Origin of the sequence: Streptomyces sp. NPDC052114, assembly GCF_040680155.1 — a bacterium.
GTDB lineage: Bacteria > Actinomycetota > Actinomycetes > Streptomycetales > Streptomycetaceae > Streptomyces.
Window position 1 is genome coordinate 37,311 of record NZ_JBFAWC010000005.1, and the last position, 23,620, is coordinate 60,930.

Consider the following 23,620-nt stretch of genomic DNA (forward strand, 5'->3'; position numbering starts at 1 on the left):
CCCGGCACGGAGCGTGCCCCGGGGCGGGCGGAAGGGCGGACGAGGGGGCGCAAAGTGTCGTTTCGTGACCACTTCGCAGCCTTGCGTTGCCCCCTGATGCCCCCCTCTGAGGGCGGGACGTGCCACCATCGTGCGGGCGGTGACTGGTGATACGAGATCAAGAAGAGACGACGGAGCGGCAGGGCGTGCATCCCGATGACAAGGCGGGCACCTCTGCGTCCGAGTCGCACCTGGACACCGGTGAGCGCGCCCTGAAGACCGAGAAGACCGAGCAGTCGGAGCGGGCGGACGGCCCTGCCGAGCGGGCGGACGGCCCTGCCGCACACGACGGGACCGCCGAGCACGACGCCGAGCACGAGGGGACCGCCGCGCACGACGGCTGCGCCGAGGGCGACGACGCGCACACGGACCGCGTGGAGCGCGACGAACCGCTCCTCTCCGCGCGCGTGCACCGCCCGTCCGACCTCATGCGCCTGCTCGTCGGCATCCTCGCCATCGCCGTGCTCCTGGCGATCGCCGCGTTCGCGCACGGCACCACGTCCGGGCTCGAACAGGACATCGACAAGGGCACGGACCAGGCGCCCGACCTGCTGATCAAGGTGGCAGGGCTGGTCGCCAGCATCGGCGTGCTGCTCGTCCCCGTCGCGTTCGCCATCGAACGGCTGATCAAACGGGACGGGCTGCGCATCGCCGACGGCGTCCTGGCCGCCGTCCTCGCGCACGGCGTGACGCTGGCCACCGACCTCTGGGTCGCCAAGGCCGCCCCCGGTTCCATCCAGGACGCGCTCACCAAGCCGTCCCCCGCCGACGTCCACGCGTTCACCGATCCGGTGCACGGCTATCTCGCGCCCGTGATCGCGTACATGACGGCCGTCGGCATGTCGCGCAGACCACGCTGGCGCCTGGTGCTGTTCGTGGTGCTGCTGCTCGACGCGTTCACGATGCTCGTCACCGGCTACACGACGCCGTTCTCGATCATCCTGACCGTGCTGATCGGCTGGGCCGTGGCGTACGGGACGCTCTACGCGGTCGGCTCGCCGAACGTGCGGCCCACCGGGCAGACGCTGCTCGCGGGCCTGCGGCACGTCGGCTTCCACCCCGTGAGCGCCGCCCGCGAGGACTCCCCCGACAGCGAGCACGGCGACCGCGGACGCAGGTACTTCGTCACGCTGGAGGACGGTCCGCCCCTGGACGTCACGGTCATCGACCGTGAGCAGCAGGCACAGGGCTTCTTCTACCGCGCCTGGCGCAGGCTCACGCTGCGCGGCATCACCCAGCGGCGCAGCCTCCAGTCCCTGCGGCAGGCGCTGGAGCAGGAGGCCCTTCTCGCGTACGCGGCCATCGCGGCCGGGGCGAACGCGCCCAAGCTGATCGCCACCTCCGAGCTCGGCCCCGACGCCGTGATGCTCGTCTACGAGCACATGGGCGGCCGTTCCCTGGACTCGCTCCCGGACGACGCCGTCACCGACGAGCTGATGTGCGAGACCTGGCGGCAGGTCAAGGCCCTGCAGTCCCGCCGGATCGCGCACCGCAGGCTCGCGGGTGACGCGATTCTGGTGGATCGTTCCGGCACCGTGATCCTCACGGATCTGCGCGGCGGCGAGATCGCCGCGGGCGACCTGGTCCTGCGCATGGACATCGCGCAGCTCCTCACGGCGCTCGGCCTTCGTGTGGGCGCCGAGCGCGCGGTCGCGTCGGCCGTCGAGATCCTCGGCCCGGACGCGGTGGCCGACTGTCTGCCGCTGCTCCAGCCGATCGCCCTCACCCGCTCCACCCGCGCCACGCTGCGCAAGCTGGCCCGCGAGCGCTCGCAGCGCGAGCGCGAGGCGGTCCTGGAGGCCTCCCGCAGGGCCAAGCAGGCCCGCGCAGAGGAAGCGGAGGCAGCGGACGCCGTCGCCGCCTCCGTCGAGGGAGAGGGCGTCCAGGCGCACGTCGACACCGCCACGGACGCGCGCGCGGGCAAGCAGGCCCAGAAGCAGGAGAAGCAGGCGGCCAAGCAGGAGCGGCAGGCCGAGAAGCAGGCCATAGACGACGCCCTGGAGCAGGCCCGCGAGGAGGACCTGCTCACCCAGATCCGCCACCAGGTACTGCTCATCCGCCCGACGGCGCCGGTCGAGCCGGCGCAGCTGGAGCGGATCAGGCCGCGCACGCTGATCAGCTTCATCGCCGGCGCGATCGGCGCGTACTTCCTGCTGTCGCAGCTCACGCACGTCGAGTTCGGCACGCTCTTCCAGGAGGCCCAGTGGGGGTGGGTGGCCGCCGCGGTGGGATTCTCCGCGCTGAGCTACTTCGCCGCCGCGATGAGCCTGCTCGGCTTCGTGCCGGAGCGGGTGCCGTTCCTGCGGGCGGTGGCGGCGCAGGTCGCCGGGTCGTTCGTGAAGATCGTGGCGCCCGCGGCGGTCGGCGGTGTCGCGCTGAACACGCGGTTCCTGCAGCGCTCGGGAGTGCGTTCGGGGCTCGCGGTGGCGAGCGTCGGCGCCTCGCAGCTCTTCGGCCTCGGCTCGCACATCATGCTGCTGCTCGTCTTCGGCTATCTGACGGGCACGGAGAAGACGCCGTCCTTCACGCCGTCCCGCACGGTCATCGCGGGGCTGCTGTCGGTCGCGGTGCTCGTCCTGGTGGTGACCGCGATCCCGTTCCTGCGGAAGTTCGTCGTCACGCGCGTGCGCTCGCTCTTCGCGGGTGTCGTGCCGCGCATGCTGGACGTGCTGCAACGGCCGCAGAAGCTGCTCACCGGCATCGGCGGCATGCTGCTGCTCACCCTGATGTTCGTGCTCTGCCTGGACGCGTCGGTACGGGCCTTCGGCAACGGCCAGCTGTCGTCGCTGAGCCTGGCGAGCGTCGCGGTGGTCTTCCTCGCGGGCAACGCGCTGGGGTCGGCGGCGCCGACACCGGGCGGTGTGGGCGCGGTCGAGGCGACGCTGACCTTCGGCCTGATCGCGGTGGGCGTGCCCAAGGACGTGGCGGCGCCGGCGGTGCTGCTCTACCGGCTCCTGACGCTGTGGCTTCCGGTGCTTCCGGGGTGGCTGTTCTTCAACCACCTCACCAGGAAGGGCTGGCTCTGAGGGCGTCCTCTCCGGAGAGGATGCCTTCGGTTCCGGAGAGGACGCCTTCGGTCGCGGGGAGGGGGCCGCAGGCCCCGGGGCGGGCCCGGAGTCGGCCGCGCGCTCAGAACAGCGCCAGGAGCGCCACCAGAAGCAGCACCGCTCCGACGACCTCCACGGCGCCGACCACCGGCACCTTGACGCCCTTGCCCGGCAGCAGCGCCGCGCGGGCCAGATAGGCCGCGAAGAGGACCGCGAGCCAGGGGCTGAGCGCGTACGCCACCGGGACGGCGAGCGCGTGGTACGCCACCGACGCCCAGTAGTGGGACCATGAGTCGCGCTCGCGGATCATCGTCTTCACGTACGGCACCGTGCCCGCGAAGAACAGCAGGCAGGCGAGGGCGGGCCGCACGCCGTCGGCGAGGGCGCCGCCCCCTACGGAGAGCGTGACCAGGAGCATGCCGCAGGCGGGGACCACCGCGGCCAGGCCGTTCACGAGGGCCCGCTCCCTGTTCCGCCGGGCGTAGTACGTGTTCACGGCGACGAAGGGCGCGGCGCAGCAGGCCGCGAGCAGCAGCCAGGGGTACGCGAACAGCAGCGGCACCCCGCAGACCGCGCACACCGCCGCCGACACCAGGGCGGGCCGCACATGGCGGCGCGGGGCCCTGGGGTTGCGCGAGAGGCGGCGCAGGCGGAGCCACTGCTGGCCGTGGAAGGCGGCGACGTACCCGGCCAGCCATGCGACGAGCAGCGGCAGATGGGCCCAGCGGGGACCCGCGCCCGGCCCGTCGGCGAGGAACACGCCCGCCGTGAAGGGCACCGCGAGCATCGCCCACGCGCCGTGCTGGTTCGGCAGCCACGAGCGCGGCGCGCCCTTCTTCTTCCTGCCCATGCGTTCAGCATCTCAGCACAGGGCCCGGAATATTCCGGAAAGAGGTCACCCCCTCACGGGACCTAAGTCCCCGGGGTCCCAACCACCGCCAGGCTTAGGGTCGTTGCAGGCAGCACGTGCCGTGCTCCATTTCTTCGTGACGGCCGGGAGATGTGACGTTGCAGCAGAGGAAAGACATCGCTGAGACGCTCGTGAAGGCCGGGAGTTTCTTCCGTGCCGCCGAGACATCCGAGGATCTGCACCGCGTGCAGCACATCGGGGGCCGGGACGGCGAGGCGTTCTACCGCGACCGCTGGAGCCACGACAAGGTCGTGCATTCCACGCACGGCGTGAATTGCACCGGCTCGTGCCGCTGGAAGGTGTACGTCAAGGACGGCATCATCACGTGGGAGACGCAGGCCACGGACTATCCGTCGGTGGGCCCCGACCGCCCCGAGTACGAACCCCGCGGCTGCCCGCGCGGCGCCTCTTTCTCCTGGTACACGTATTCGCCCACCCGCGTCCGCCATCCGCATGTGCGCGGCGCCCTTCTGGAGATGTACCGGGAGGCGAAGGCCCGGCTGAAGGACCCGGTGCTCGCCTGGGCCGACATCCAGGGCGACCCCGAGCGCCGTCGGCGCTACCAGCGGGCGCGCGGCAAGGGCGGCCTGGTGCGGGCGAGTTGGGACGAGGCCGTGGAGATCGTGGCGGCCGCGCACGTCCACACGATCAAGGAGCACGGCCCGGACCGGGTCGCCGGCTTCTCCCCCATTCCCGCGATGTCGATGGCGTCGCACGCCGCGGGCGCCCGTTTCCATTCCCTCATCGGCGCCCCGATGCTGTCCTTCTACGACTGGTACGCGGATCTTCCGGTCGCCTCTCCGCAGGTGTTCGGCGACCAGACCGACGTACCGGAATCGGGCGACTGGTGGGACGCCGCCTATTTGATGATGTGGGGTTCCAATGTTCCGGTGACGCGGACTCCGGACGCGCACTGGATGACGGAGGCGCGTTATCGGGGGCAGAAAGTCGTCACCGTTTCGCCGGACTTCGCGGACAACACGAAGTTCGCCGACGAGTGGATGCATCCGCACCCCGGAACGGACGGCGCACTCGCCCTCGCGATGGGCCATGTGATCCTCAAGGAGTTCTTCGTCGAACGGCAGACGCCGTTCTTCCGGGATTACGTGCGCCGTTATACGGATCTGCCGTTCCTGGTCACGCTCCATGAGACCGAAAAGGGCCTGGTACCGCACAAGTTCCTCACCGCGGCCGATCTCGGGGACGCGTACGCGGGGACCGAGAACGCCCAGTGGAAGACCGTTCTGATCGACGACACGACGGGCGAGCCGACGGTCCCGAACGGCACGCTCGGCCACCGCTGGGGCTCTTCGGAACAGCCCGACTGGAACCTCGACCTCGGCGACACCGTGCCCCGGCTGACCCTCTACGGAGAGGACACCGCGGAGATCGTCCTGCCCCGCTTCGAGGACGCCTCGAACGCCGACGGCGACAACGGTGTCGTACGCCGTGGCGTCCCGGTCCGCCGCATCGGCGACCGGCTCGTCACCACCGTCCACGATCTGATGCTCGCCCAGTACGGCGTCCCGCGCGCGGGGCTGCCCGGCGAGTGGCCCACCTCCTACGAAGACGCCTCCCAGCCCGGCACCCCCGCCTGGCAGGAGACGCTCACCTCCGTGCCGGCGGCGCAGGCCACGCGCGTGGCACGGGAGTTCGCCGAGACGGCGGAGGCCTCACAGGGCCGCTGCATGATCCTCATGGGCGCCGGCACCAACCACTGGTTCCACTCGGAGACCATCTACCGCGCGTTCCTCGCGCTGCTCACCCTCACGGGCTGCCAGGGGCGCAACGGAGGCGGATGGGGGCACTACGTAGGGCAGGAGAAGTGCCGTCCGGTGACCGGCTGGGCGACGCTCGCGAGCGCGTCCGACTGGGGGCGCCCGCCCCGGCACATGATCGGCGCGGGCTGGTTCTATCTGCACACCGACCAGTGGCGTTACGACACGCTGCCCGCCGAGTCGCTCGCCTCGCCCCTGGGCGACGGGCGGTTCGAGGGGATGACGGGCGCCGACTGCCTGGCCGCGTCCGCGCGCATGGGCTGGATGCCGTCCTACCCGACGTTCGACCGCAACCCCCTGGAGCTCGGCGAGGGCGAGGACCCCGTCGCGCGCGCCGTCGCGGAGCTCAAGGACGGCACACTGGGCTTCGCGGGCGAGGACCCGGACGCGCCCGGCAACTGGCCGCGCGTGCTCAACGTATGGCGCGCGAACCTGCTCGGCTCGTCCTCCAAGGGCAACGAGTACTTCCTCAAGCATCTGCTCGGCACGCACTCCAACCTGCCCGATGACGGGCCGCGTTGTGCGCCGCGCGACGTGAAGTGGCACCCCGAGGACGTCGAGGGCAAGCTCGACCTGCTGCTGTGCCTGGACTTCCGGATGACGTCCACGACGCTGCTCTCCGACGTCGTCCTGCCGGCCGCGACCTGGTACGAGAAGCACGACCTGTCGTCCACCGACATGCATCCCTTCCTGCACGCCTTCACGCCCGCCGTGGACCCGCCGTGGCAGGCGCGCACCGACTACGACGCGTTCCTCGCCGTGGCCCGGCGCTTCAGCGAGCTGGCGGGCGAGCACCTGGGGGTGCGCCGCGATCTCGTCGCCACCGCGCTGCAGCACGACACCCCCGGCGGCGAGATGGCGCAGCCCGGCGGTGTCGCGCTCGACTGGTCGAAGGGCGAGTGCGAGCCCGTCCCGGGACGCACCATGTACAACCTCGCGGTCGTGGAGCGCGACTACGGAGCGGTCGGCGAGAAGTTCGCGGCGCTCGGCCCGCTGGTCGACACGCTCGGCGTCACCACGAAGGCGGTCACCTTCGACGTCGCCGAGGAGGTCGCGTACCTGAAGGAGAAGAACGGCAGGGTGCGCGGCGGCGTCGCCGACGGCAGGCCCCGCCTGGACACCGCCCAGCGGGCCTGTGAGGCGATCCTGTCGCTCTCCGGGACCTCCAACGGCCGTCTGGCCACGCAGGGCTTCGAGATGCTGGAGAAGCGCGTCGGCACGGAGCTGGCGCATCTGGCGGCGGAGGCCGAGGGCAAGCGGATCACGTTCGCGGACACCCAGGCCCGTCCGGTGCCGGTCATCACGTCTCCGGAGTGGTCGGGCAGCGAGTCCGGCGGGCGCCGCTACACCGCGTTCACCGTCAACACCGAGCACCTCAAGCCCTGGCACACGCTCACCGGGCGCCAGCACTTCTTCATCGACCACGACTGGATCCACGAGGTCGGCGAGGCACTGCCCGTCTACAAGCCGCCGCTGAACATGCACCGCCTCTACGGAGAGCCCGAGTTGGGTTCCCGGACCGAGGGCGGCACGACGGGTGCCAAGGAAGTGGCCGTGCGGTTCCTGACCCCGCACAACAAGTGGGCGATCCACTCCCAGTACCAGGACAACCTCTACATGATGACGCTCGGCCGCGGCGGACAGACCGTGTGGATGTCCCCGCAGGACGCCGAGGCCATCGGGGTCGCGGACAACGAGTGGATCGAGGCCGTCAACCGCAACGGCGTGATCACGGCCCGCGCGATCGTGTCCCACAAGATGCCCCCGGGGACGGTCTACATGAACCACGCCCAGGAGCGGACCGTCGGCGTCCCGAAGACCGAGAAGACGGGGCGGCGCGGCGGCATCCACAACTCCCTGACCCGGATCATGCTCAAGCCCACCCATCTCGTGGGCGGCTACGCCCAGTTGACGTGGGCGTTCAACTATCTCGGCCCGACCGGCAACCAGCGCGACGAGGTGACGGTCATCCGTCGCCGCTCGCAGACCGTGGAGTACTGATCCCATGCGCGTGATGGCCCAAGTAGCCATGGTCATGAACCTCGACAAGTGCATCGGCTGCCACACCTGTTCGGTCACCTGCAAGCAGGCGTGGACGAACCGCAAGGGCACCGAGTACGTCTGGTTCAACAACGTCGAGACGCTTCCCGGACAGGGCTATCCGCGCCGCTGGGAGGACCAGGAGCGGTGGAAGGGCGGCTGGGAGCGCACCAGGTCCGGCCGGCTCCGGCTGCGGGCCGGAGGGCGCCTCAAGCGGCTCGGGCAGATCTTCGCCAACCCCGAGCTGCCGGAGCTCTCGGACTACTACCAGCCCTGGACGTACGAGTACCGCAACCTCACCGACGCCCCGGCCGGGGACGACATGCCGGTCGCCAAGCCCGTCTCGCAGATCACGGGCGAGCCCATCGGCACGATCGAGTGGGGCCCGAACTGGGACGACAACCTCGGCGGCGCCCCGGAGCACGGCCCCAGGGACCCCCTGGTGGAGAAGGTCCGCGACGAGGTCGGCGAGAAGATCCGCTTCGAGTTCGAGCAGAGCTTCATGTTCTATCTGCCGCGGATCTGCGAGCACTGCCTCAACCCCGCGTGCGTCTCGTCGTGTCCCTCCGGAGCGATGTACAAGCGCGAGGAGGACGGCATCGTCCTCGTCGACCAGGACCAGTGCCGCGGCTGGCGGATGTGCGTGACCGGCTGCCCCTACAAGAAGGTCTACTTCAACCACGGCACCGGCAAGGCGGAGAAGTGCACCTTCTGCTTCCCGCGCGTGGAGGCGGGGATGCCGACGATCTGCTCGGAGACCTGCGTGGGACGCATGCGCTATCTCGGCGTGATGCTCTACGACGCCGACAAGGTCACCGATGCGGCCTCCGTGGAGGACGAACACGATCTCTACCCTGCGCAGTTGGAGGCCTTCCTCGATCCGCGCGACCCGGCCGTCGCGGCCGCCGCGCGCGCCTGCGGCATCACCGAGGAGTGGCTCGACGCGGCCCGCCGCTCCCCCGTCTTCGACCTGATCCGCACCTACCAGGTGGCCCTGCCGCTCCATCCGGAGTACCGCACGATGCCGATGGTCTGGTACGTGCCGCCGCTGTCCCCGGTGGTCGAGGCGGTCGCCGCGGCGGGCCGTGACGGGGAGGACGCGGGCAACCTCTTCGGAGCCATCGACGCGCTGCGCATCCCCGTCGAGTACCTCGCCGAACTGCTCACCGCGGGGGACGTGTTCGCGGTCGACGCGGTGCTGCGCCGGATGGCCGCGATGCGCTCCTACATGCGGGGCATCAACCTCGGCCAGGAGCCCGACGAGTCGATCGCGCGGGCGGTCGGGCTGACCGGGCAGGAGCTCCAGGACATGTTCCGCCTCCTCGCCGTCGCCAAGTACGAGGACCGGTACGTGATCCCCACGGCCGCGCGCGCGGACGCGGACGCCCTCTCCGGGAGTCACCCGCTGGACGACCCCCGGCAGTCCGGCTGTCCCGTCGGATACGAGACGTACGACTCCAAGCCGCTCCTCAACATCGGCCGGAGGAAGAGCGCATGACCCCCGAAGCTGTCGTACGCCTGGTCGCCGGGCGGCTCCTGCAGTACCCCGACGAGCGGCTGTACGCGGACCTCGACCGCCTCGACGAGGCGGCCGGCCATCCGCGGCTGCGCGAATTCGTCGCCCACGCGCGCGTGCACCGCCCCCTGGATCTCGCCGCGCACTACACGGACGTCTTCGACACCCGCAACCGCCGCTGCCTCTACCTCACCTGGTGGTCGGACGGCGACACCCGCAACCGCGGCCTCTCCCTGGTGCGCGTCAAGCAGGTGTACCGCGAGCACGGCCTGGAGTTCGACTCCGAGGAACTGCCCGACTTCCTGCCGGTGCTCCTGGAGTTCGCCGCCCGTGAGGAGGCCGCGGGCACCGCCCTCCTGGAGGAGCACCGGGCCGGACTCGAACTGCTGCGGCTCGCCGTCACCGATCTGGGCAGCCCCTACGCGCGCGTGCTCGAAGCGGTCTGCGGGACGCTCCCGGGTCCCTCTCCGAAGACGCGCGCCGAGGCGAAGGCGCTCGCCCGCAACGGGCCGCCCCGCGAGAGCGTCGGACTCGAACCCTTCGGCCCCGGAGTGGACCTCCCCTGGCCCACCGTCCCCGCCGCCCCGGAAAGGACCCCGGCGTAATGGACCTCCTCCTGTGGGGCGTCATGCCCTACGTCGCCGTCACCCTCCTGATCGCCGGCCTGTGCTGGCGGGCCCGCTACGACCGGTTCGGCTGGACCACGCACTCCTCGCAGCTGCGGGAGTCGCGTCTGCTGCGCATCGGCTCGCCGCTCTTCCACTTCGGCATGGCGTTCGTGGTGCTCGGCCATGTCGTGGGACTCCTGATCCCGGACAGCTGGACCGACGCGGTGGGCGTCAGCGACCACACGTACCACCTGATGGCCGTCTCCACGGGCGCCGTCGCGGGAGTAGCCGCGGCCGTCGGCATCGGCATCCTCGTCTACCGGCGCCTCACCGTCCCCGCCGTCCGCAAGGCCACCCTCCGCAGCGACCACCTGATGTACACGGTGCTGCTCGGCGCGATGCTGCTCGGCCTGGTCGCGACCGTGCTCAACTCCTCCGGAGCGGTCGACTACAACTACCGCGAGGGCATCTCCGTCTGGTTCCGGAGCCTGTTCACCCTCCGGCCCGACTACCACCTGATGGGCGCGGCACCGCTCGCCTTCAAGCTGCACGTCGTCTTCGGTTTCGCGCTGTTCGCGCTGATCCCCTTCTCGCGGCTCGCGCACATCTTCAGCGCCCCCTTCGCGTACCTCTTCAGGCCGTACGTGGTCTACCGGCGCCGGGACCCGAAGCAGCTCGCGAACAGGGACCCGAAGCGCGGCTGGGAGCGGGTGTCGTGAGCCGGGTCGTGCGGCGCCCCCGGCACGACGTCGCCGAGCGCCCCTTCATCGTCATCTGGGAGACCACGCGCGCGTGCCCGCTGGCCTGTCTGCACTGCCGGGCCGAGGCGCAGCCCGTGCGGGACCCCCACGAGCTGGACGGCGCGGACGCCCGCCGGCTGATGGACCAGATCGCGGCCTTCGGGAGGCCGAGCCCGCTCTTCGTCATCACGGGCGGCGACCCCTTCCAGCGCCCCGACCTCACCGACCTCATCGCCTACGGAACCGGGCTCGGGCTGCGGGTCGCGGTCTCCCCCTCCGGCACGCCGACGCTGGACCGGGCGAACCTGACGGCGGTGCGCGACGCGGGCGCCGTCGCCCTCTCGCTGAGCCTCGACGGCTCCACGGCCGAGCGGCACGACGCGTTCCGGGGCGTGCCCGGGGTCTTCGAGTGGACCCTCGACGGCTGGCGCACGGCCCGTGAGCTCGGCCTGAAGGTGCAGGTCAACACCACCGTCACCCGCGACAGCCTGGAGGACCTCGCGGACATCGCGGCGCTGGTGCGACGCGAGGGCGCGATGCTGTGGAGCGGCTTCGTGCTGGTGCCGACGGGCCGCGGCGAACAGCTCTCCGCGCTCACCGCCGACGAGGTCGAGGACGTCCTGCACTTCCTGTACGACACCGGCGCGGTGCTCGCCACCAAGACCACGGAGGGCCACCACTTCCGCCGTGTCGCGCTCCAGCGGACCCTCCTGGAGCGGCACGGCGAGCGGCCCGACCTCGGCCCCCTGTACGGGCGTCTGACGGCACGCGCGCGTGCGCTCGGTCTCCACGACGGGGAGCGGCGCGCGGTGCGCAGGCCACCCATGGACGTCGGCTCCGGGCGCGGCTTCGTCTTCGTGTCGCACACCGGCGAGGTCCACCCCAGCGGCTTCCTGCCGCTGTCGGCGGGCAACGTGAAGCACCATCCGCTCGTCGACATCTACCGCGGCTCCGCGCTGTTCACCACGCTGCGCGAGCCCGCACTGCTCGGCGGCGCGTGCGGGCGCTGCGAGTTCAACACCGTGTGCGGCGGCTCCCGTTCGCGCGCGTACGGGGCGACGGGGCGGGTGCTCGCCGCCGACCCCTGGTGCGCGTACGAGCCCGGGAGCTTCCCGTACCAGGACGAGTTGCGGGAACTGCTCGCGGAGACGACGCCCCGCACGGCCCCCCACCCGGAAGCGGTCCCCACAGAAACGACCCGCACAGAAGGAAGCACGGCATGACGCGTTCAGTGATCGTCGTCGGCGGCGGCATCAGCGGTCTGACGGCCGCCTGGCGGCTGCGCGGCGACGCGGAGGTGACCGTCCTCGAAGGCGCCCCGCGGATCGGCGGCAAGCTGCGCACCGGCACCCTGGCGGGCGTCCCCGTCGACGAGGGCGCCGAGTCGCTGATGGCGCTGCGCCCCGAGGCCGTGCGCCTGGCCGAGGAGGTGGGGCTCGGGGACGACCTGTGCGACCCGGCCCCGGCGCCGACCACCCTGTGGTCGAACGGCGCGCTGCGCCCGCTGCCGCCGGGCCACGTCATGGGCATCCCGACCGACCCCGACGCGCTGACCGGCACCGGACTGCTCTCCGAGGAGGGCGTGGCCCGGCTGCGCCACGAGGAGGCGCTGCCCGTCGAGGCGCAGGCCGACGACGTGTCCGTGGCCGAGTACCTCGCCGGGCGGCTCGGCCAGGAGGCCGTGGACCGGCTCGTGGAACCACTGCTCGGCGGGGTCTACGCGGGCCGCCCCGACCGGCTCTCGCTGCGGGCCGCGCTGCCGCGCGTGGCGGCCGTCGCCGAACGCGGCGAGCCGCTGCTCGAAGCGCTGCGCCGGATGCGTACGTCCCCGGGCGCCGCCCCGCGCGCGGGTGCCCCGCGCGTCGTCCCCGTCCAGGGCCTGCGCGGCGGCGCCGGGCGGCTCCCGCTCGCCGTCGCCGAGGCCGCCGGCGCGCGCGTGCTCACCGGCACACGCGCGCGGGAGCTGCAGCGCACCGTCTCCGGACGGTGGCGGGTGCTCGCGGTGACCGGCGACGGCCCGCTGCTCCTGGAGGCCGACGCGGTGATCCTCGCCGTGCCCGCGTACGAGGCGGCGGAGCTGCTGCGCCCGCACGCGCCGCTCGCCGACGCCGACCTCGGGGCGATCCAGCACGCGAGCACCGCCGTGGTGACGATGGCGTTCCCGCGGACGAAGGCACCCGCCCAGGCGGCACCGCACGGGCACGCACGCGTGCGGGCACTCCCCGAGGGCAACGGCTTCCTGGTGCCGGCCGTCGAAGGGCGCACCATCAAGGCCGCCACCTTCCTCACCAACAAGTGGCACTGGCAGAGCGAGTCCGCACCCGGCCTCTTCCTGCTGCGCACCTCGATCGGCCGGGTCGCCGAGGAGCAGCTGCTCGCCGTCCCCGACCGCCATCTGATCCGGTCCTCGGTCGACGAGCTGCACCGGGCCGTGGGCTCGATCGGCGAGCCCGTCGCCGCGCGGGTCACCCGCTGGGAGCGGGGCCTTCCGCAGTACGGCGTGGGGCACGTCGACCGGGTGGCCCGCGTCCGCGAGGCCGTCGGCAAGCTGCCGGGGCTCGCGCTGTGCGGGGCGGCGTACGAGGGCGTGGGCGTCGCCGCGTGCGTGGCGACGGGGACGGCCGCAGCCCGGCAGGTCGGCGAGGGCTGACCCGGGCCGGGGCACCGGCCCGCGCGGCCGTGCTCTCACCCGCACGGACCGCGCCCCGAGCGCTCCGTCAGGACCCCGCGCAGGATGGGGACATGCCCAAAAAGTCCCCGTCGCGCACCACTGTCGCGGCCGCCACCGCCGTCCTGCTCGCCGCCGCCCTCGCAGCGTGCGGCGACAACGACACCAAGTCCGGCAAGGACGCGGACCTGACGGCCCAGAAGCTCTCCTGGGAGGAGTGCCCGGCGCCGTCGGCCGCCGAGGGAGGCGGCGGCGCCCCCTCCCCGCTGCCCGGCGGCGCCGAGTGGCAGTGCGCCACGATGAAGGCGCCCCTCGACTGGACGAAGCCGAAGGGCGACACGATCGACGTCGCGCTGATCAAGGCCGCGGCGAGCGGCGACGAGGACGACCGCATCGGCTCGCTGATCTTCAACTTCGGCGGCCCCGGCGGCTCGGGCGTCACCACGCTGCCCGCCTTCGGGGAGGACTACGCGAAGCTGCGCACCCGCTACGACCTGGTGAGCTTCGACCCGCGGGGCGTCGGCCGCAGCGCGGGCATCGAGTGCGAGGACGACGAAGAGCTGGACACGTACTTCCAGCAGGACTCCACGCCCGACGACGACGCCGAGAAGGAGAAGCTCGTCGAGAACGTGAAGGCGTTCAACGGTGCCTGCGAGAAGAACTCCGGCACGACCCTGCCGCACGTGCGGACCACCGACGCGGCCCGCGACATGGACCTGATGCGCCAGGTGCTCGGCGACGACAAGCTGCACTACTTCGGCATCTCGTACGGCACGGAACTCGGTGGCGTATACGCACACTTGTTCCCCAAGAAGGTGGGCCGAGCCGTCTTCGACGCGGTCGTCGACCCCACCCAGACCGCCGAGGAGGGCTCCCTCGGCCAGGCCAAGGGCTTCCAGCTCGCGCTCGACAACTTCGCCAAGGACTGCGCGTCCAAGACGGAGGAGTGCCCCGTCGGCGACACGGAGCAGGACGTCAAGGACCGGATCGCGAAGTTCCTGGAGGACCTGGACGCCAAGCCGATCACCGGCCTGCCGCCCCGGAAGCTCACCCAGACCGCCGCCACCAACGGCATCGCGCAGTCCCTGTACTCCCAGGACTTCTGGCCCTACCTCACCCAGGGGCTCGAAGAGGCGTACGAGGGCGACGGCAAGATCCTGATGCTGCTCTCCGACTCGATGAACGGGCGCGGCGAGAACGGCGAGTACAGCAACATGCAGGCCGCCAACATCTCCATCAACTGCGCCGACGACAAGGCGCGTTACACCACCGACTATGTCGAGGAGAAGCTCCCCGGTTTCCGCGAGGCCTCGCCGCTGTTCGGCGACTATCTGGCGTGGGGCATGGTCGGCTGCACCGACTGGGCGGTCGAGGGCCAGGCGGACCACCCCGACGTCGCCGCCGAGGGCGCCCCGCCCATCGTCGTCATCGGCAACACCGGCGACCCGGCGACCCCCTACGAGGGCGCCCGCAAGATGGCACAGGCGCTCGGCAAGGGCGTCGGCGTCGAGCTGACGTACAAGGGCCAGGGGCACGGGGCGTACGACAGCAAGAACCGGTGCGTGCGGCAGAACGTGGACGACTACCTGCTCAAGGGCACGGTCCCGAAGGCCGGGACGGTCTGCGGCTGATCACTCCGCTGTCGGTGCCCCCGCCTACTATGGCCTGACTGTCTTCCGAGGGGGGAAGCGTCTTCATGCAGCGTTTCGTACGGTCCGCGGCCCTGGCCGCCGCAGGAGTCCTGGTGGCGGGCCTGGCCGTCGGCTGCGGCGGCTCGTCCGACGACGGGGGCGACGACAAGGGCGGCTCCGGCGGCGGGGACGGGCGGGGCGCCGGCAAGGGCGGCAAGGGCCTCGCCGCCCAGAAGCTGGACTGGGCCCGCTGCAAGGCCCCCGAGGGCGGCACCGCGCCGGGCGGCCAGTGGCAGTGCTCGACGCTCAGGGTGCCGCTGGACCACGCGAAGCCGGACGGCGAGACGATCGGGATCTCCCTGATACGCGCCAAGAGCACCGGCAAGGGCGACCGCATCGGCTCCCTCGTCTTCAACTTCGGCGGGCCCGGCGGCTCGGGCGTCTCCGGACTCCCCGCCTTCGGCGACTCGTACGCCAAGCTGCGCGAGCGGTACGACCTGGTGAGCTTCGACCCGCGCGGGGTCGCGGGCAGCCAGGGCGTGCGCTGCCGCGACGACAAGGCGACGCAGGCCGCCGAGCAGCGCGTCGACCTCACCCCGGACACCCCGGCCGAGGAGAAGGCGTACTTCGAGGACGCCGCGGACTTCGGCGCGGGCTGCGCGAAGGGCGCGAAGAAGCTCATCGGGCACATCTCGACGGCCGAGGCCGCCCGTGACATGGACCTCCTGCGCCAGGTCCTCGGCGACGAGAAGCTGCACTACTTCGGCGTCTCGTACGGCACCGAACTGGGCGGGACGTACGCCCACTTGTTCCCCGAGCGCGTCGGCCGCCTCACGTTCGACGCGGTCGTCGACCCGACCGCCGACTCGGTCGGCCACGCGGAGAACCAGGCGCGGGGCTTCCAGCGCGCCCTCGACAACTACTTCACCTCCCGCGGCGTGGCCCCCGATGAGGGCACCGCGAAGGTCGCGAAGCTGCTGAAGAAGCTGGACGCCGAGCCGATGCGGACCTCGGGCGACCGGAAGCTGACCGAGTCCCTGGCGAGCACCGGCATCCTGGTCACGCTCTACAGCAAGCAGTCCTGGCCCACGCTCGCCCGCGCCCTGGACGAGGCCGAGCGGGGCGACGGCTCCTCGCTGCTCCAGCTCGCCGACGCCTACAACGAACGCGACCCCTCGGGGCACTACAGCACGCAGAGCCACGCGCAGCGGGCGATCTCCTGCCTGGACGCCAAGGGGCGGCCCACTCCGGAGACGGCGAAGAAGAACATGGACCGCTTCCGGAAGATATCGCCGGTCTTCGGCGAGTTCCTGGGCTGGGACACGGCGGGCTGGTGCCACGACTGGCCGGTGGCCGGGCTGCACGACTCCCCCGAGGTGAGCGCGCCGGGCGCCGCCCCGATCCTGGTCGTCGGCAACACCGGCGACCCCGCGACCCCCTACGAGGGCGCCCGCAAGATGGCGGACGAGCTCGGCAAGGACGTCGGCGTCCACCTGACGTGGAAGGGCGAGGGCCACGGCGCGTACGGCAACGGCAGCTCCTGCGTCGACGGCACGATCAACGACTACCTGCTGGACGGGAAGGTCCCAAAGGACGGCAAGGTCTGCGCGTCCTGAGGCGGCCCGCCCTCCGGTACGGAACGACGACGGGGCCCGCACCCTCCGCGGAGGGTGCGGGCCCCACATCCGTTCGGGCGCTGTGCCTAGTAGACCGGCTTGTCGGGCTCGATCTGGTGGACCCAGCCGATCACGCCGCCGCCCACGTGGACCGCGTCCGCGAAGCCCGCGGACTTCAGCACCGCGAGGACTTCCGCACTGCGGACACCCGTCTTGCAGTGCAGGACGATCTTCTTGTCCTGCGGGAGGTCCTGGAGGGCGTTGCCCATGAGGAACTCGTTCTTCGGGATCAGCTTGGCGCCGGGGATCGAGACGATCTCGTACTCGTTGACCTCGCGGACGTCGATGATCTCGATGTTCTCGCCGTCGTCGATCCACTCCTTGAGCTGCTTGGGAGTGATCGTCGAACCGGCCGCCGCCTCCTGGGCCTCCTCGGACACGACGCCGCAGAAGGCCTCGTAGTCGATGAGCTCGGTGACGGTGGGGTTCTCGCCGCAGACCGCGCAGTCCGGGTCCTTGCGGACCTTGACCTGGCGGTACTGCATCTCCAGGGCGTCGTAGATCATCAGGCGGCCGACCAGCGGCTCGCCGATGCCCGCGAGGAGCTTGATGGCCTCGTTGACCTGGATGGAGCCGATCGACGCGCACAGCACGCCGAGGACGCCGCCCTCGGCGCAGGAGGGGACCATGCCCGGCGGCGGGGGCTCCGGGTAGAGGCAGCGGTAGCACGGGCCGTGCTCGCTCCAGAAGACGGACGCCTGGCCGTCGAAGCGGTAGATCGAGCCCCAGACGTAGGGCTTGTTCAGGAGCACGCACGCGTCGTTGACCAGGTAACGGGTCGCGAAGTTGTCCGTGCCGTCCACGATCAGGTCGTACTGGGCGAAGATGTCCATCACGTTGTCGGCCTCGAGCCGCTCTTCGTGCAGGACCACGTTCACGTACGGGTTGATGCCGAGGACCGAGTCCTTCGCGGACTCCGCCTTGGAGCGGCCGATGTCCGACTGGCTGTGGATGATCTGGCGCTGCAGATTGGACTCGTCGACCTCGTCGAACTCGACGATGCCGAGGGTGCCGACACCGGCGGCGGCCAGGTACATCAGCGCCGGCGACCCGAGACCGCCGGCGCCCACACAGAGCACCTTGGCGTTCTTCAGCCGCTTCTGCCCGTCCATCCCGACATCCGGGATGATCAGGTGGCGGGAGTACCTGCGGACCTCGTCGACGGTGAGCTCAGATGCGGGCTCGACCAGGGGTGGCAGCGACACGGGGACTCCGTTGGTCGGTTCCTACGTACGGTTGTTCTTTCCGTAACACTGCCACGCCCTTCTTCATTCCGAGACACCTGTTCCGATACGCGAGACGATTTCGTCCCAGTACCCGGGCATGGCCTCCCAGGGGTCCCCGTGGCCGCCCCGCTCGACGCGGTCGGTGAAGAAGATCGTCGAAGCCCCCTGCCAGCGCGCGATGCGCAGCGCCTCCTCCAGGTGCCCGAGCGGCATGCCGTGCACGAAGTGGCAGAAGCGGTCGGGCGGGTAGTCGGCGGTCCACTCGGCCACCTGCGACCAGCGGTAGTCGCTCCACGGCCCCGTGAAGGTCACCAACTGGTCGCCGGTCTCGGCGTATCCGGGGTACGGGTGGGTGCCGTGGCCGAGCACGACGTGCGCGTCGTCGATCATGGCGCGCAGGGTCGTGACGGTCCTGCGCACCTCGGGGAGCGCGGCCCGCTCCGTGGGACAGCGGTCCAGGGAGAAGCCGTCGACCTGGTACCAGTCGAGGTAGCGGTGCGCCTCGGAGATCAGCTCGCCGAAGGGGCGGGCGCCGTACATCGTGTCGAGGTGCCCGAGCACCCGGATGCCCGCGTTCCGCAGGCGGCCCGCGGCTTCCAGGCAGTGCGGATCGGGCCGTTCACCGGGCCCGTTCGCGACATTGAGGACAACCCAGTTCAAAGGGGCACCGGGGCGGGTGAGTTCGGCCCACTCGGCGGGGGCGACGAGCGGGTGCGCGAAGCCCGGGATGCCGAATCCCATGCGTACGTCGGTGCCGGCGGCACCCCTCGTGGTCCTGGTCAGATGCGGCATGCGGCCTCCATCCAGATGTCGGCTAGTGACTCTTCGAGGTTGATCCGGGGCCGCCAGCCGAGCCGGTCGCGCGCGGTGCGCACGTCCGCCTGCTGCCAGCTGCCACAGCCGTCCGGGTACGGGTACGCGGCCGGGGCCCCGTGCTCTGATTCGCCGCGGGGGTGCCCGATGGATGGCCGTACGGGCACCTGGTCCAGTTCGTGCAGGGCGCCGCCGAACCCGGCGACGCGGGCCAGGACGGCGGCCGCGTCCCGCAGGCGCACGGCACGGCCCGAGCCGATGTTCACGATGCCCTGGGCCGCGGAGAGCGAGGCGGCGTGCACGGCGCGCGCCACGTCGCGCACGTCGACGAAGTCGCGCTGCACGCCGAGCCCGCCGAGCTTCAGCTCACCGTCGCCCGCCTGCATCGCGCGCCGCATGGCCTCCGCGAGCCGGCCGAGCGGCGATCCGGCGGGCGTACCGGGCCCCGCGGGCGAGAAGACGCGCAGCACGACGGCGTCGAGCCCGGAGCCGAGCACCAGTTCCGTGGCGGCCAGCTTGCTGACGCCGTAGGGCCCGCCGGGCCGCGGCACGGCGTCCTCGGCGGTGGACGAGCCGGGCTGGCTCGGTCCGTACTCGGCGCCGCAGCCCAGTTGTACGAGCCGGGCGCCGCAGCCGCTGCGGCGCAGGGCCTCGCAGACGGTGGCGACGGCGACGGTGTTGTGCCGGGTCAGCTCGCGGGCACCGCCCCGCGTGGCGCCCGCGCAGTTGATGACGACGCCCGGGTGCACGGCGTCCAGGAAGCGGGTGAGCGCGCCGGGACTGCCGTTGGCGAGGTCGAACCGCACGTCCGAGTCGTCGCCGCGGCCGAGCGCGGTGAGCTGGACGGCCGGGTCGGCGAGCAGCCGGTCGGCGACGAACCGGCCGAGATATCCGTTGGCTCCGATCAGCAGCACCCTCATCGGGCGCCTCCCGGGGTGGCCTCTCGACGGCGGGGGCGGGTGGTCATCTGTCGTTCTCCTTCAGGGTGTTGCGTGGGGCACGGGGTAAGGCCCGCGGTGTCGGCCCCGCGGGAGAGTGGTCTCGTCGGTCCGCGGACGGGCGGCTCACGGCGCCTCGCCGGGGACCGCGTGGGCCGAGGCCAGGGTCAGCGTCCTGGCCGCGTGGACCAGGAGGGCGAGCGCGGCGGCACCGCACGCGACGGCGGGCACGGCGCCGGGGCCCCAGGCGTCGACGGCGGCCGTGACGGGTGCGACCAGTGCGTCGCACCCCGGCAGGCGGCCCGCGAACACCAGGGCGAGCGCGGCCAGTTCGGCCGCTCCGGCGGCTCCGAGGAGCAGGGCCGGGGACCGGGTGAAGCCGTAGGCGCCGAGCAGGCGCGCGAGCAGCAGCAGGGCGCCGAGCGCGCCCGCCCCGACGAGCGCCGACGGGCCGCCGTGGGCGGCAGGACCGCCGCCCACGCGGCCGATCAGGGCGTCCGACACGACGAGCAGCGCCGCGAGCGCACCGAGGAACAGCGCGAACACACCGAACAGCAACGGCCTTACGGAGGAGGCGAATTCATCGAGGCCACGGCTGGCGCCGAGCCGTCCCCTCGCCCGTACGGCGAAGAGGCGGGCGCACCAGACGGCGGGCGCGACGGCGAGGGCGAGCCCGAGGAACGGGCCGACGGCGGGTTCCCAGAGGTCACCCGGCCCGTCGGGGCCGCCCGCGACCGCCGCCCTCAACAGGGCGTCGCCGCACAGGGCGTACGCGAGGAGCCAGCACATCCACGCGCGCGTGGCCGCCGGCGGGCGGGTGACGGCGCGCAGCGGCCCGTACCGCAGGGCGATCCGCAGGGCTGCGCCCACGGCGAGGGCGCCGCCGAGGCCGACCGCGACGCGGGTGCCGCCCCCGGTCGGGCCGAGCGCCGCCACGGCCGCCGCGCACGCCCCGCCGGGCAGCAGCGCGAACAGAGCGCTTCCTGGGCGCACTTGGGATACGTCGCGGGTGGCGTCGCCCGCCTGTAAGCCGAGGTCGGCGTGCTCGGCGGTGTCGTCTCCGCGCGGTACGCGCGCGTACATCTCCTCGGCCAGGGCGAACACGTCGCGGTGCCGGAACCGGGCGGCCGTCCGGTCGGTCACCCCGTGCGCCTCAAGACCCGCCGCGATCTCCAACGGATCGATGGCCCGCGCGCACAGGTCGCGGTGGCGGTGCATGAGGGCCTTGACGGGGTCGGCGCCGCCGCGCCGTGCGGGCTTGGGGGTGCGGGTGGCCTCGGCGGTTCGCAGGGGTGCGGTGGTGCGGGGGGCCTCGGTGAGGCGAGGGGTCTCGGTGAGGCGAGGGGCCTCGGTCACGTGAGGGGCCTCGGTCACGTGTGTGGTCGCCGTGGCGCACGTGGCCGCCGTGGCGCGGTCCGCATGGGCCAGGGCGCTCCGTGGTGCCCCGACGAGGACCGCGCCACCGGTGGCGCCCCGGCTCAGTCCACCCGCACTCGCTCCGCCCGAGCCACCGCCGCCTCCCGCACCACTGCCTCCCGTACCGCCGCCTCCCCCGCCACTGCCTCCCCCGTCACCCTCTCCGCCACTGCTTCCTCCCCCGCCACGCCTGTCCCAGCCGCTGTCGCACGCTCCCCGGGCGTCCCAGCCGCTGTCCGCCGCGCCGCGGGCGTTCCAGCCGCTGTCCGACTCACCCCGCGCGTTCCACCCGCTGTCGTCCTCGTCATCGCCGGGCCCGGCACCGAGTCCGTCGTCCCCGAAGGCGGGGATCGAGCGACCGGCGGCCCCCAGGAGACCGGCGCCCCCGGGACCCGCCACTCCGACCCCCGGCGCGCCGGGAAGCCCCGGCGACCCGGGCACCCCCGGCACTCCCGCCCCGTCCGGTGCCAACGCCGTCGACGCCAGCAGTTCCTCCGAGCGGGAGTCCCAGCCGACCCCGCCCCCCGGAGTCCTCGGCGCGTCCACGGTGTCCGTCGCATCCACCGCACCCTGCTGTCGCCTCATACGGCGGCCCCCTTCAACTCGTCGTGCTCGTCCTGCTCTGCCCGCTCGGCTCGCTCGGCTCGCTCGTCGTCTTCTTGAAGCCCCCGAGGTTCGTGAGGCTCTCGGGAAATCTGGGAGTCCAGGGCAGCCCGGGAGTCCTGCGTGCCCCGGGAGTCCTGGAAGTCCTGCGGCACCGCCCAGCTCGGTACCCCGCCCGGCACCCCGCCGCCCTCCGGTCCCGCCGTGGGTCCCGCAGCGACCGCCCAGCGGCCCGGCACATGGGCCTCCGCCGGGTGGGCGAACGGAACCGGCTCGCCCGCCTCGTCCACCGCGTCCCGCCGCACGGGACAGTGCGAGACGATCTCCAGGTAAATGCCCCGAAATGCCTCGACGTTCTGCTCGACGGTGAAGAGTTCGAGGGCCCGCGCCCGCGCCGCCGCGCCCAGGCGCTCGCAGCGCTCCGGGTCGCGCAGCAGCGCCACGCACGCCTCCGCGAGCGCCCGCGGATTGCGCGGCGGCACGACGAGCCCGGTGCCGCCGATGACCTCCACCACCGCGCCGACGTCCGTCGAGACCGTCGCGCGCCCGCAGAACATGGCCTCGACCAGGCTGATCGGGAAGCCCTCGACGATGCTGGAGAGCACCACGACGCCGCCCGCGGCGTACGCGTCGGCGAGCTCGGGCACCTCGGGCCCGCCGATCTCCTCGAAGGAGACGGGGTTGTCGCCGACGGCGTGCACCCCGTCGGCCTCGTCGGGGAAGAGCTGCGCGGCCAGCGCCCGGCAGTGCGCGAGGTACTCCGCGGCCTCGGGCCCCTCCCCCGGCGCCCCGACGATCCGCAGCCGCGCCCCCGGCTCCTCCTTGCGGACCTCCGCGAAGGCGTGGAGCAGCGAGATCAGGTCCTTGGCGGGCTCGATGCGGCCGACCCACAGGAGCGTGGCGGGGTCGGCGGCGAAGGCGTCGTACCCCCCTTCACCGACCTCCGAGAAGTGGCCCGCGGCCATGCCCGGGTAGACCGTGCGCAGCTTGGCGCGGTCGGCGCCGCACCGTTCCTGCCAGCGGCGGGCATGGGTGTTGCCGGGGGTGATGACAGCGGCCTGGTGGTACACCTCGGCGGCGAGGAGGCCGTGGAAGGAGGCGAGCAGCGCACGCGCCGGCGCACTCAGGGCTGTGCCGCCCGCGGCGAGGTAGTGGGCCCGCAGCTGCACGCCGTACTCGGTCACGAGCAGCGGCACCCCGGCGAAGTGCTTGGCGAGCAGGCCGGGCAGCGCCGCGGGCCCGCCGGATGTGGCGTGGCACAGGTCGACCGCGCCGAGTCCGTCGTCCTCGTACCAGTCGAGGGAGAGCGGGCGCAGCGCCCGCTCGATCAGGCCCGCGGCGGCGAGCAGGTCGGGCACGCGGGCGCCGCGGGCGGACCGCAGCGCGCCGGGCGCGCGACAGGCCCGCTCCAGTGCGCGGACGGCGGACTCGGAGCGCAGCGCGCCGACCAGTCCGCCCTCGTCGCGGGCGAGTTCGGCGAGGCCGTACAGCGCGCTGCCGAAACGGTCCGCCACGGCGCCGCGGCCCGGCTCGGAGGCGGGCGGGACCCCGGGCGAGGAGGCCATGGAGAGCCCGGCCGAAGCGCCGGCCGCGGGCCCCGCGCCCACCGCGCCACCGCCGCATCCCCCGCCGGCCCCCGCGGACCCGCCCCGGCAGACCGCGTCCGCCAGCTCCCCGAAGCACTCCGCGAACCGCCGCCGCGCCCGCCGTCCGCGCCCGCCGCGGGGTCCGGCGCCGCAGAGCGCCTCGTCGTCGACGGTCCACAGCGGAGCGGTGCGCACCCGGATGACCTGGGGCGGCAGTTCGACGCGTCCCCGCGCCTCCTGCCGCGCGCTGCGGCTGAGGGCGTAGACGTCGAACTCGTGCTGCCCGAGCCCGCGCACGAGCCGGTCGCACCAGAGCCTCGCCTCACCGCTCACATACGGATAGCCACCCTCCGTAAGCAGTCCGACGCGCACGAACGCACCCCCG

The 23,620-nt window shown here is 72.6% G+C and carries 15 protein-coding genes; 9 read left to right on the forward strand and 6 right to left on the reverse strand.

Annotated features, from left to right (window positions below):
* The first annotated feature begins 146 nt into the window (after positions 1–146).
* Positions 147–3,065 (forward strand): lysylphosphatidylglycerol synthase transmembrane domain-containing protein, encoded by a 2,919-nt coding sequence (locus tag AB0L89_RS12455; RefSeq protein WP_365138676.1) that lies wholly within the window; start codon positions 147–149, stop codon positions 3,063–3,065.
* A gap of 103 nt (positions 3,066–3,168) precedes the next feature.
* On the opposite strand, the gene AB0L89_RS12460 is transcribed toward AB0L89_RS12455, so the two are convergent.
* Positions 3,169–3,936: a YwiC-like family protein gene (locus AB0L89_RS12460; RefSeq protein ID WP_365138679.1), complete on the reverse strand. Its 768-nt coding sequence runs from the start codon at positions 3,934–3,936 to the stop codon at positions 3,169–3,171.
* Between the two features lie 158 nt (positions 3,937–4,094).
* Between AB0L89_RS12460 and AB0L89_RS12465 the strand changes: the two genes are divergently transcribed.
* The 8 genes from AB0L89_RS12465 to AB0L89_RS12500 all read left to right on the forward strand — a co-directional run bounded on the left by AB0L89_RS12465 (position 4,095) and on the right by AB0L89_RS12500 (position 16,593).
* A complete protein-coding gene (locus tag AB0L89_RS12465) occupies positions 4,095–7,775 on the forward strand; it encodes a nitrate reductase subunit alpha (RefSeq protein WP_365138682.1) in 3,681 nt (1,226 codons plus the stop codon).
* A 4-nt stretch (positions 7,776–7,779) separates the two neighbouring features.
* Entirely contained in the window at positions 7,780–9,312 is a 1,533-nt protein-coding gene (gene narH, locus AB0L89_RS12470) for a nitrate reductase subunit beta (RefSeq protein ID WP_365138685.1), read from the forward strand.
* Positions 9,309–9,935, forward strand: a complete 627-nt coding sequence (narJ, locus tag AB0L89_RS12475) for a nitrate reductase molybdenum cofactor assembly chaperone (protein WP_365138688.1) — start codon at positions 9,309–9,311, stop codon at positions 9,933–9,935. The genes narH and narJ overlap by 4 nt, the downstream gene beginning before the upstream one ends.
* Complete coding sequence (gene narI, locus AB0L89_RS12480; RefSeq protein WP_365138691.1) at positions 9,935–10,657, forward strand: respiratory nitrate reductase subunit gamma; 723 nt, start codon at positions 9,935–9,937, stop codon at positions 10,655–10,657. The genes narJ and narI overlap by 1 nt, the downstream gene beginning before the upstream one ends.
* Positions 10,654–11,901, forward strand: coding sequence for a TIGR04053 family radical SAM/SPASM domain-containing protein (locus AB0L89_RS12485; protein WP_365138694.1), 1,248 nt, complete (start codon positions 10,654–10,656; stop codon positions 11,899–11,901). Before narI ends, AB0L89_RS12485 begins: the two co-directional genes overlap by 4 nt.
* The gene (gene hemG, locus AB0L89_RS12490) at positions 11,898–13,328 is read left to right on the forward strand and encodes a protoporphyrinogen oxidase (RefSeq protein WP_365138697.1); all 1,431 of its coding nucleotides are present in this window, start codon (positions 11,898–11,900) and stop codon (positions 13,326–13,328) included. Before AB0L89_RS12485 ends, hemG begins: the two co-directional genes overlap by 4 nt.
* A gap of 92 nt (positions 13,329–13,420) precedes the next feature.
* Entirely contained in the window at positions 13,421–14,977 is a 1,557-nt protein-coding gene (locus AB0L89_RS12495; RefSeq protein WP_365138700.1) for an alpha/beta hydrolase, read from the forward strand.
* A gap of 65 nt (positions 14,978–15,042) precedes the next feature.
* The gene (locus AB0L89_RS12500) at positions 15,043–16,593 is read left to right on the forward strand and encodes an alpha/beta hydrolase (RefSeq protein WP_365138703.1); all 1,551 of its coding nucleotides are present in this window, start codon (positions 15,043–15,045) and stop codon (positions 16,591–16,593) included.
* An 86-nt stretch (positions 16,594–16,679) separates the two neighbouring features.
* On the opposite strand, the gene moeZ is transcribed toward AB0L89_RS12500, so the two are convergent.
* The 5 genes from moeZ to AB0L89_RS12525 all read right to left on the reverse strand — a co-directional run bounded on the left by moeZ (position 16,680) and on the right by AB0L89_RS12525 (position 23,607).
* The gene (moeZ, locus tag AB0L89_RS12505; protein ID WP_365138706.1) at positions 16,680–17,858 is read right to left on the reverse strand and encodes an adenylyltransferase/sulfurtransferase MoeZ; all 1,179 of its coding nucleotides are present in this window, start codon (positions 17,856–17,858) and stop codon (positions 16,680–16,682) included.
* A 63-nt stretch (positions 17,859–17,921) separates the two neighbouring features.
* On the reverse strand, positions 17,922–18,671 hold the full coding sequence (locus AB0L89_RS12510; protein ID WP_365138709.1) for a spherulation-specific family 4 protein: 750 nt from the start codon (positions 18,669–18,671) through the stop codon (positions 17,922–17,924).
* Positions 18,659–19,612, reverse strand: a complete 954-nt coding sequence (locus tag AB0L89_RS12515) for an NAD-dependent epimerase/dehydratase family protein (RefSeq protein ID WP_365138712.1) — start codon at positions 19,610–19,612, stop codon at positions 18,659–18,661. The genes AB0L89_RS12510 and AB0L89_RS12515 overlap by 13 nt, the downstream gene beginning before the upstream one ends.
* A 144-nt stretch (positions 19,613–19,756) precedes the next feature.
* Complete coding sequence (locus AB0L89_RS12520; RefSeq protein WP_365138715.1) at positions 19,757–20,986, reverse strand: hypothetical protein; 1,230 nt, start codon at positions 20,984–20,986, stop codon at positions 19,757–19,759.
* Positions 20,987–21,627: 641 nt separating this feature from the next.
* Complete coding sequence (locus AB0L89_RS12525) at positions 21,628–23,607, reverse strand: DUF3492 domain-containing protein (protein ID WP_365138718.1); 1,980 nt, start codon at positions 23,605–23,607, stop codon at positions 21,628–21,630.
* Positions 23,608–23,620 lie beyond the last annotated feature (13 nt).

What these genes read in the sequence shown, in the direction of transcription:
- AB0L89_RS12460 (WP_365138679.1), bottom strand. Translation starts at nt 3,936, where the DNA reads ATGGGCAGGAAGAAGAAGGGCGCGCCGCGCTCGTGGCTGCCGAACCAG.
- narH (WP_365138685.1), top strand. Translation starts at nt 7,780, where the DNA reads ATGCGCGTGATGGCCCAAGTAGCCATGGTCATGAACCTCGACAAGTGC.
- narJ (WP_365138688.1), top strand. Translation starts at nt 9,309, where the DNA reads ATGACCCCCGAAGCTGTCGTACGCCTGGTCGCCGGGCGGCTCCTGCAG.
- narI (WP_365138691.1), top strand. Translation starts at nt 9,935, where the DNA reads ATGGACCTCCTCCTGTGGGGCGTCATGCCCTACGTCGCCGTCACCCTC.
- hemG (WP_365138697.1), top strand. Translation starts at nt 11,898, where the DNA reads ATGACGCGTTCAGTGATCGTCGTCGGCGGCGGCATCAGCGGTCTGACG.
- AB0L89_RS12495 (WP_365138700.1), top strand. Translation starts at nt 13,421, where the DNA reads ATGCCCAAAAAGTCCCCGTCGCGCACCACTGTCGCGGCCGCCACCGCC.
- AB0L89_RS12500 (WP_365138703.1), top strand. Translation starts at nt 15,043, where the DNA reads ATGCAGCGTTTCGTACGGTCCGCGGCCCTGGCCGCCGCAGGAGTCCTG.
- AB0L89_RS12510 (WP_365138709.1), bottom strand. Translation starts at nt 18,671, where the DNA reads ATGCCGCATCTGACCAGGACCACGAGGGGTGCCGCCGGCACCGACGTA.
- AB0L89_RS12515 (WP_365138712.1), bottom strand. Translation starts at nt 19,612, where the DNA reads ATGAGGGTGCTGCTGATCGGAGCCAACGGATATCTCGGCCGGTTCGTC.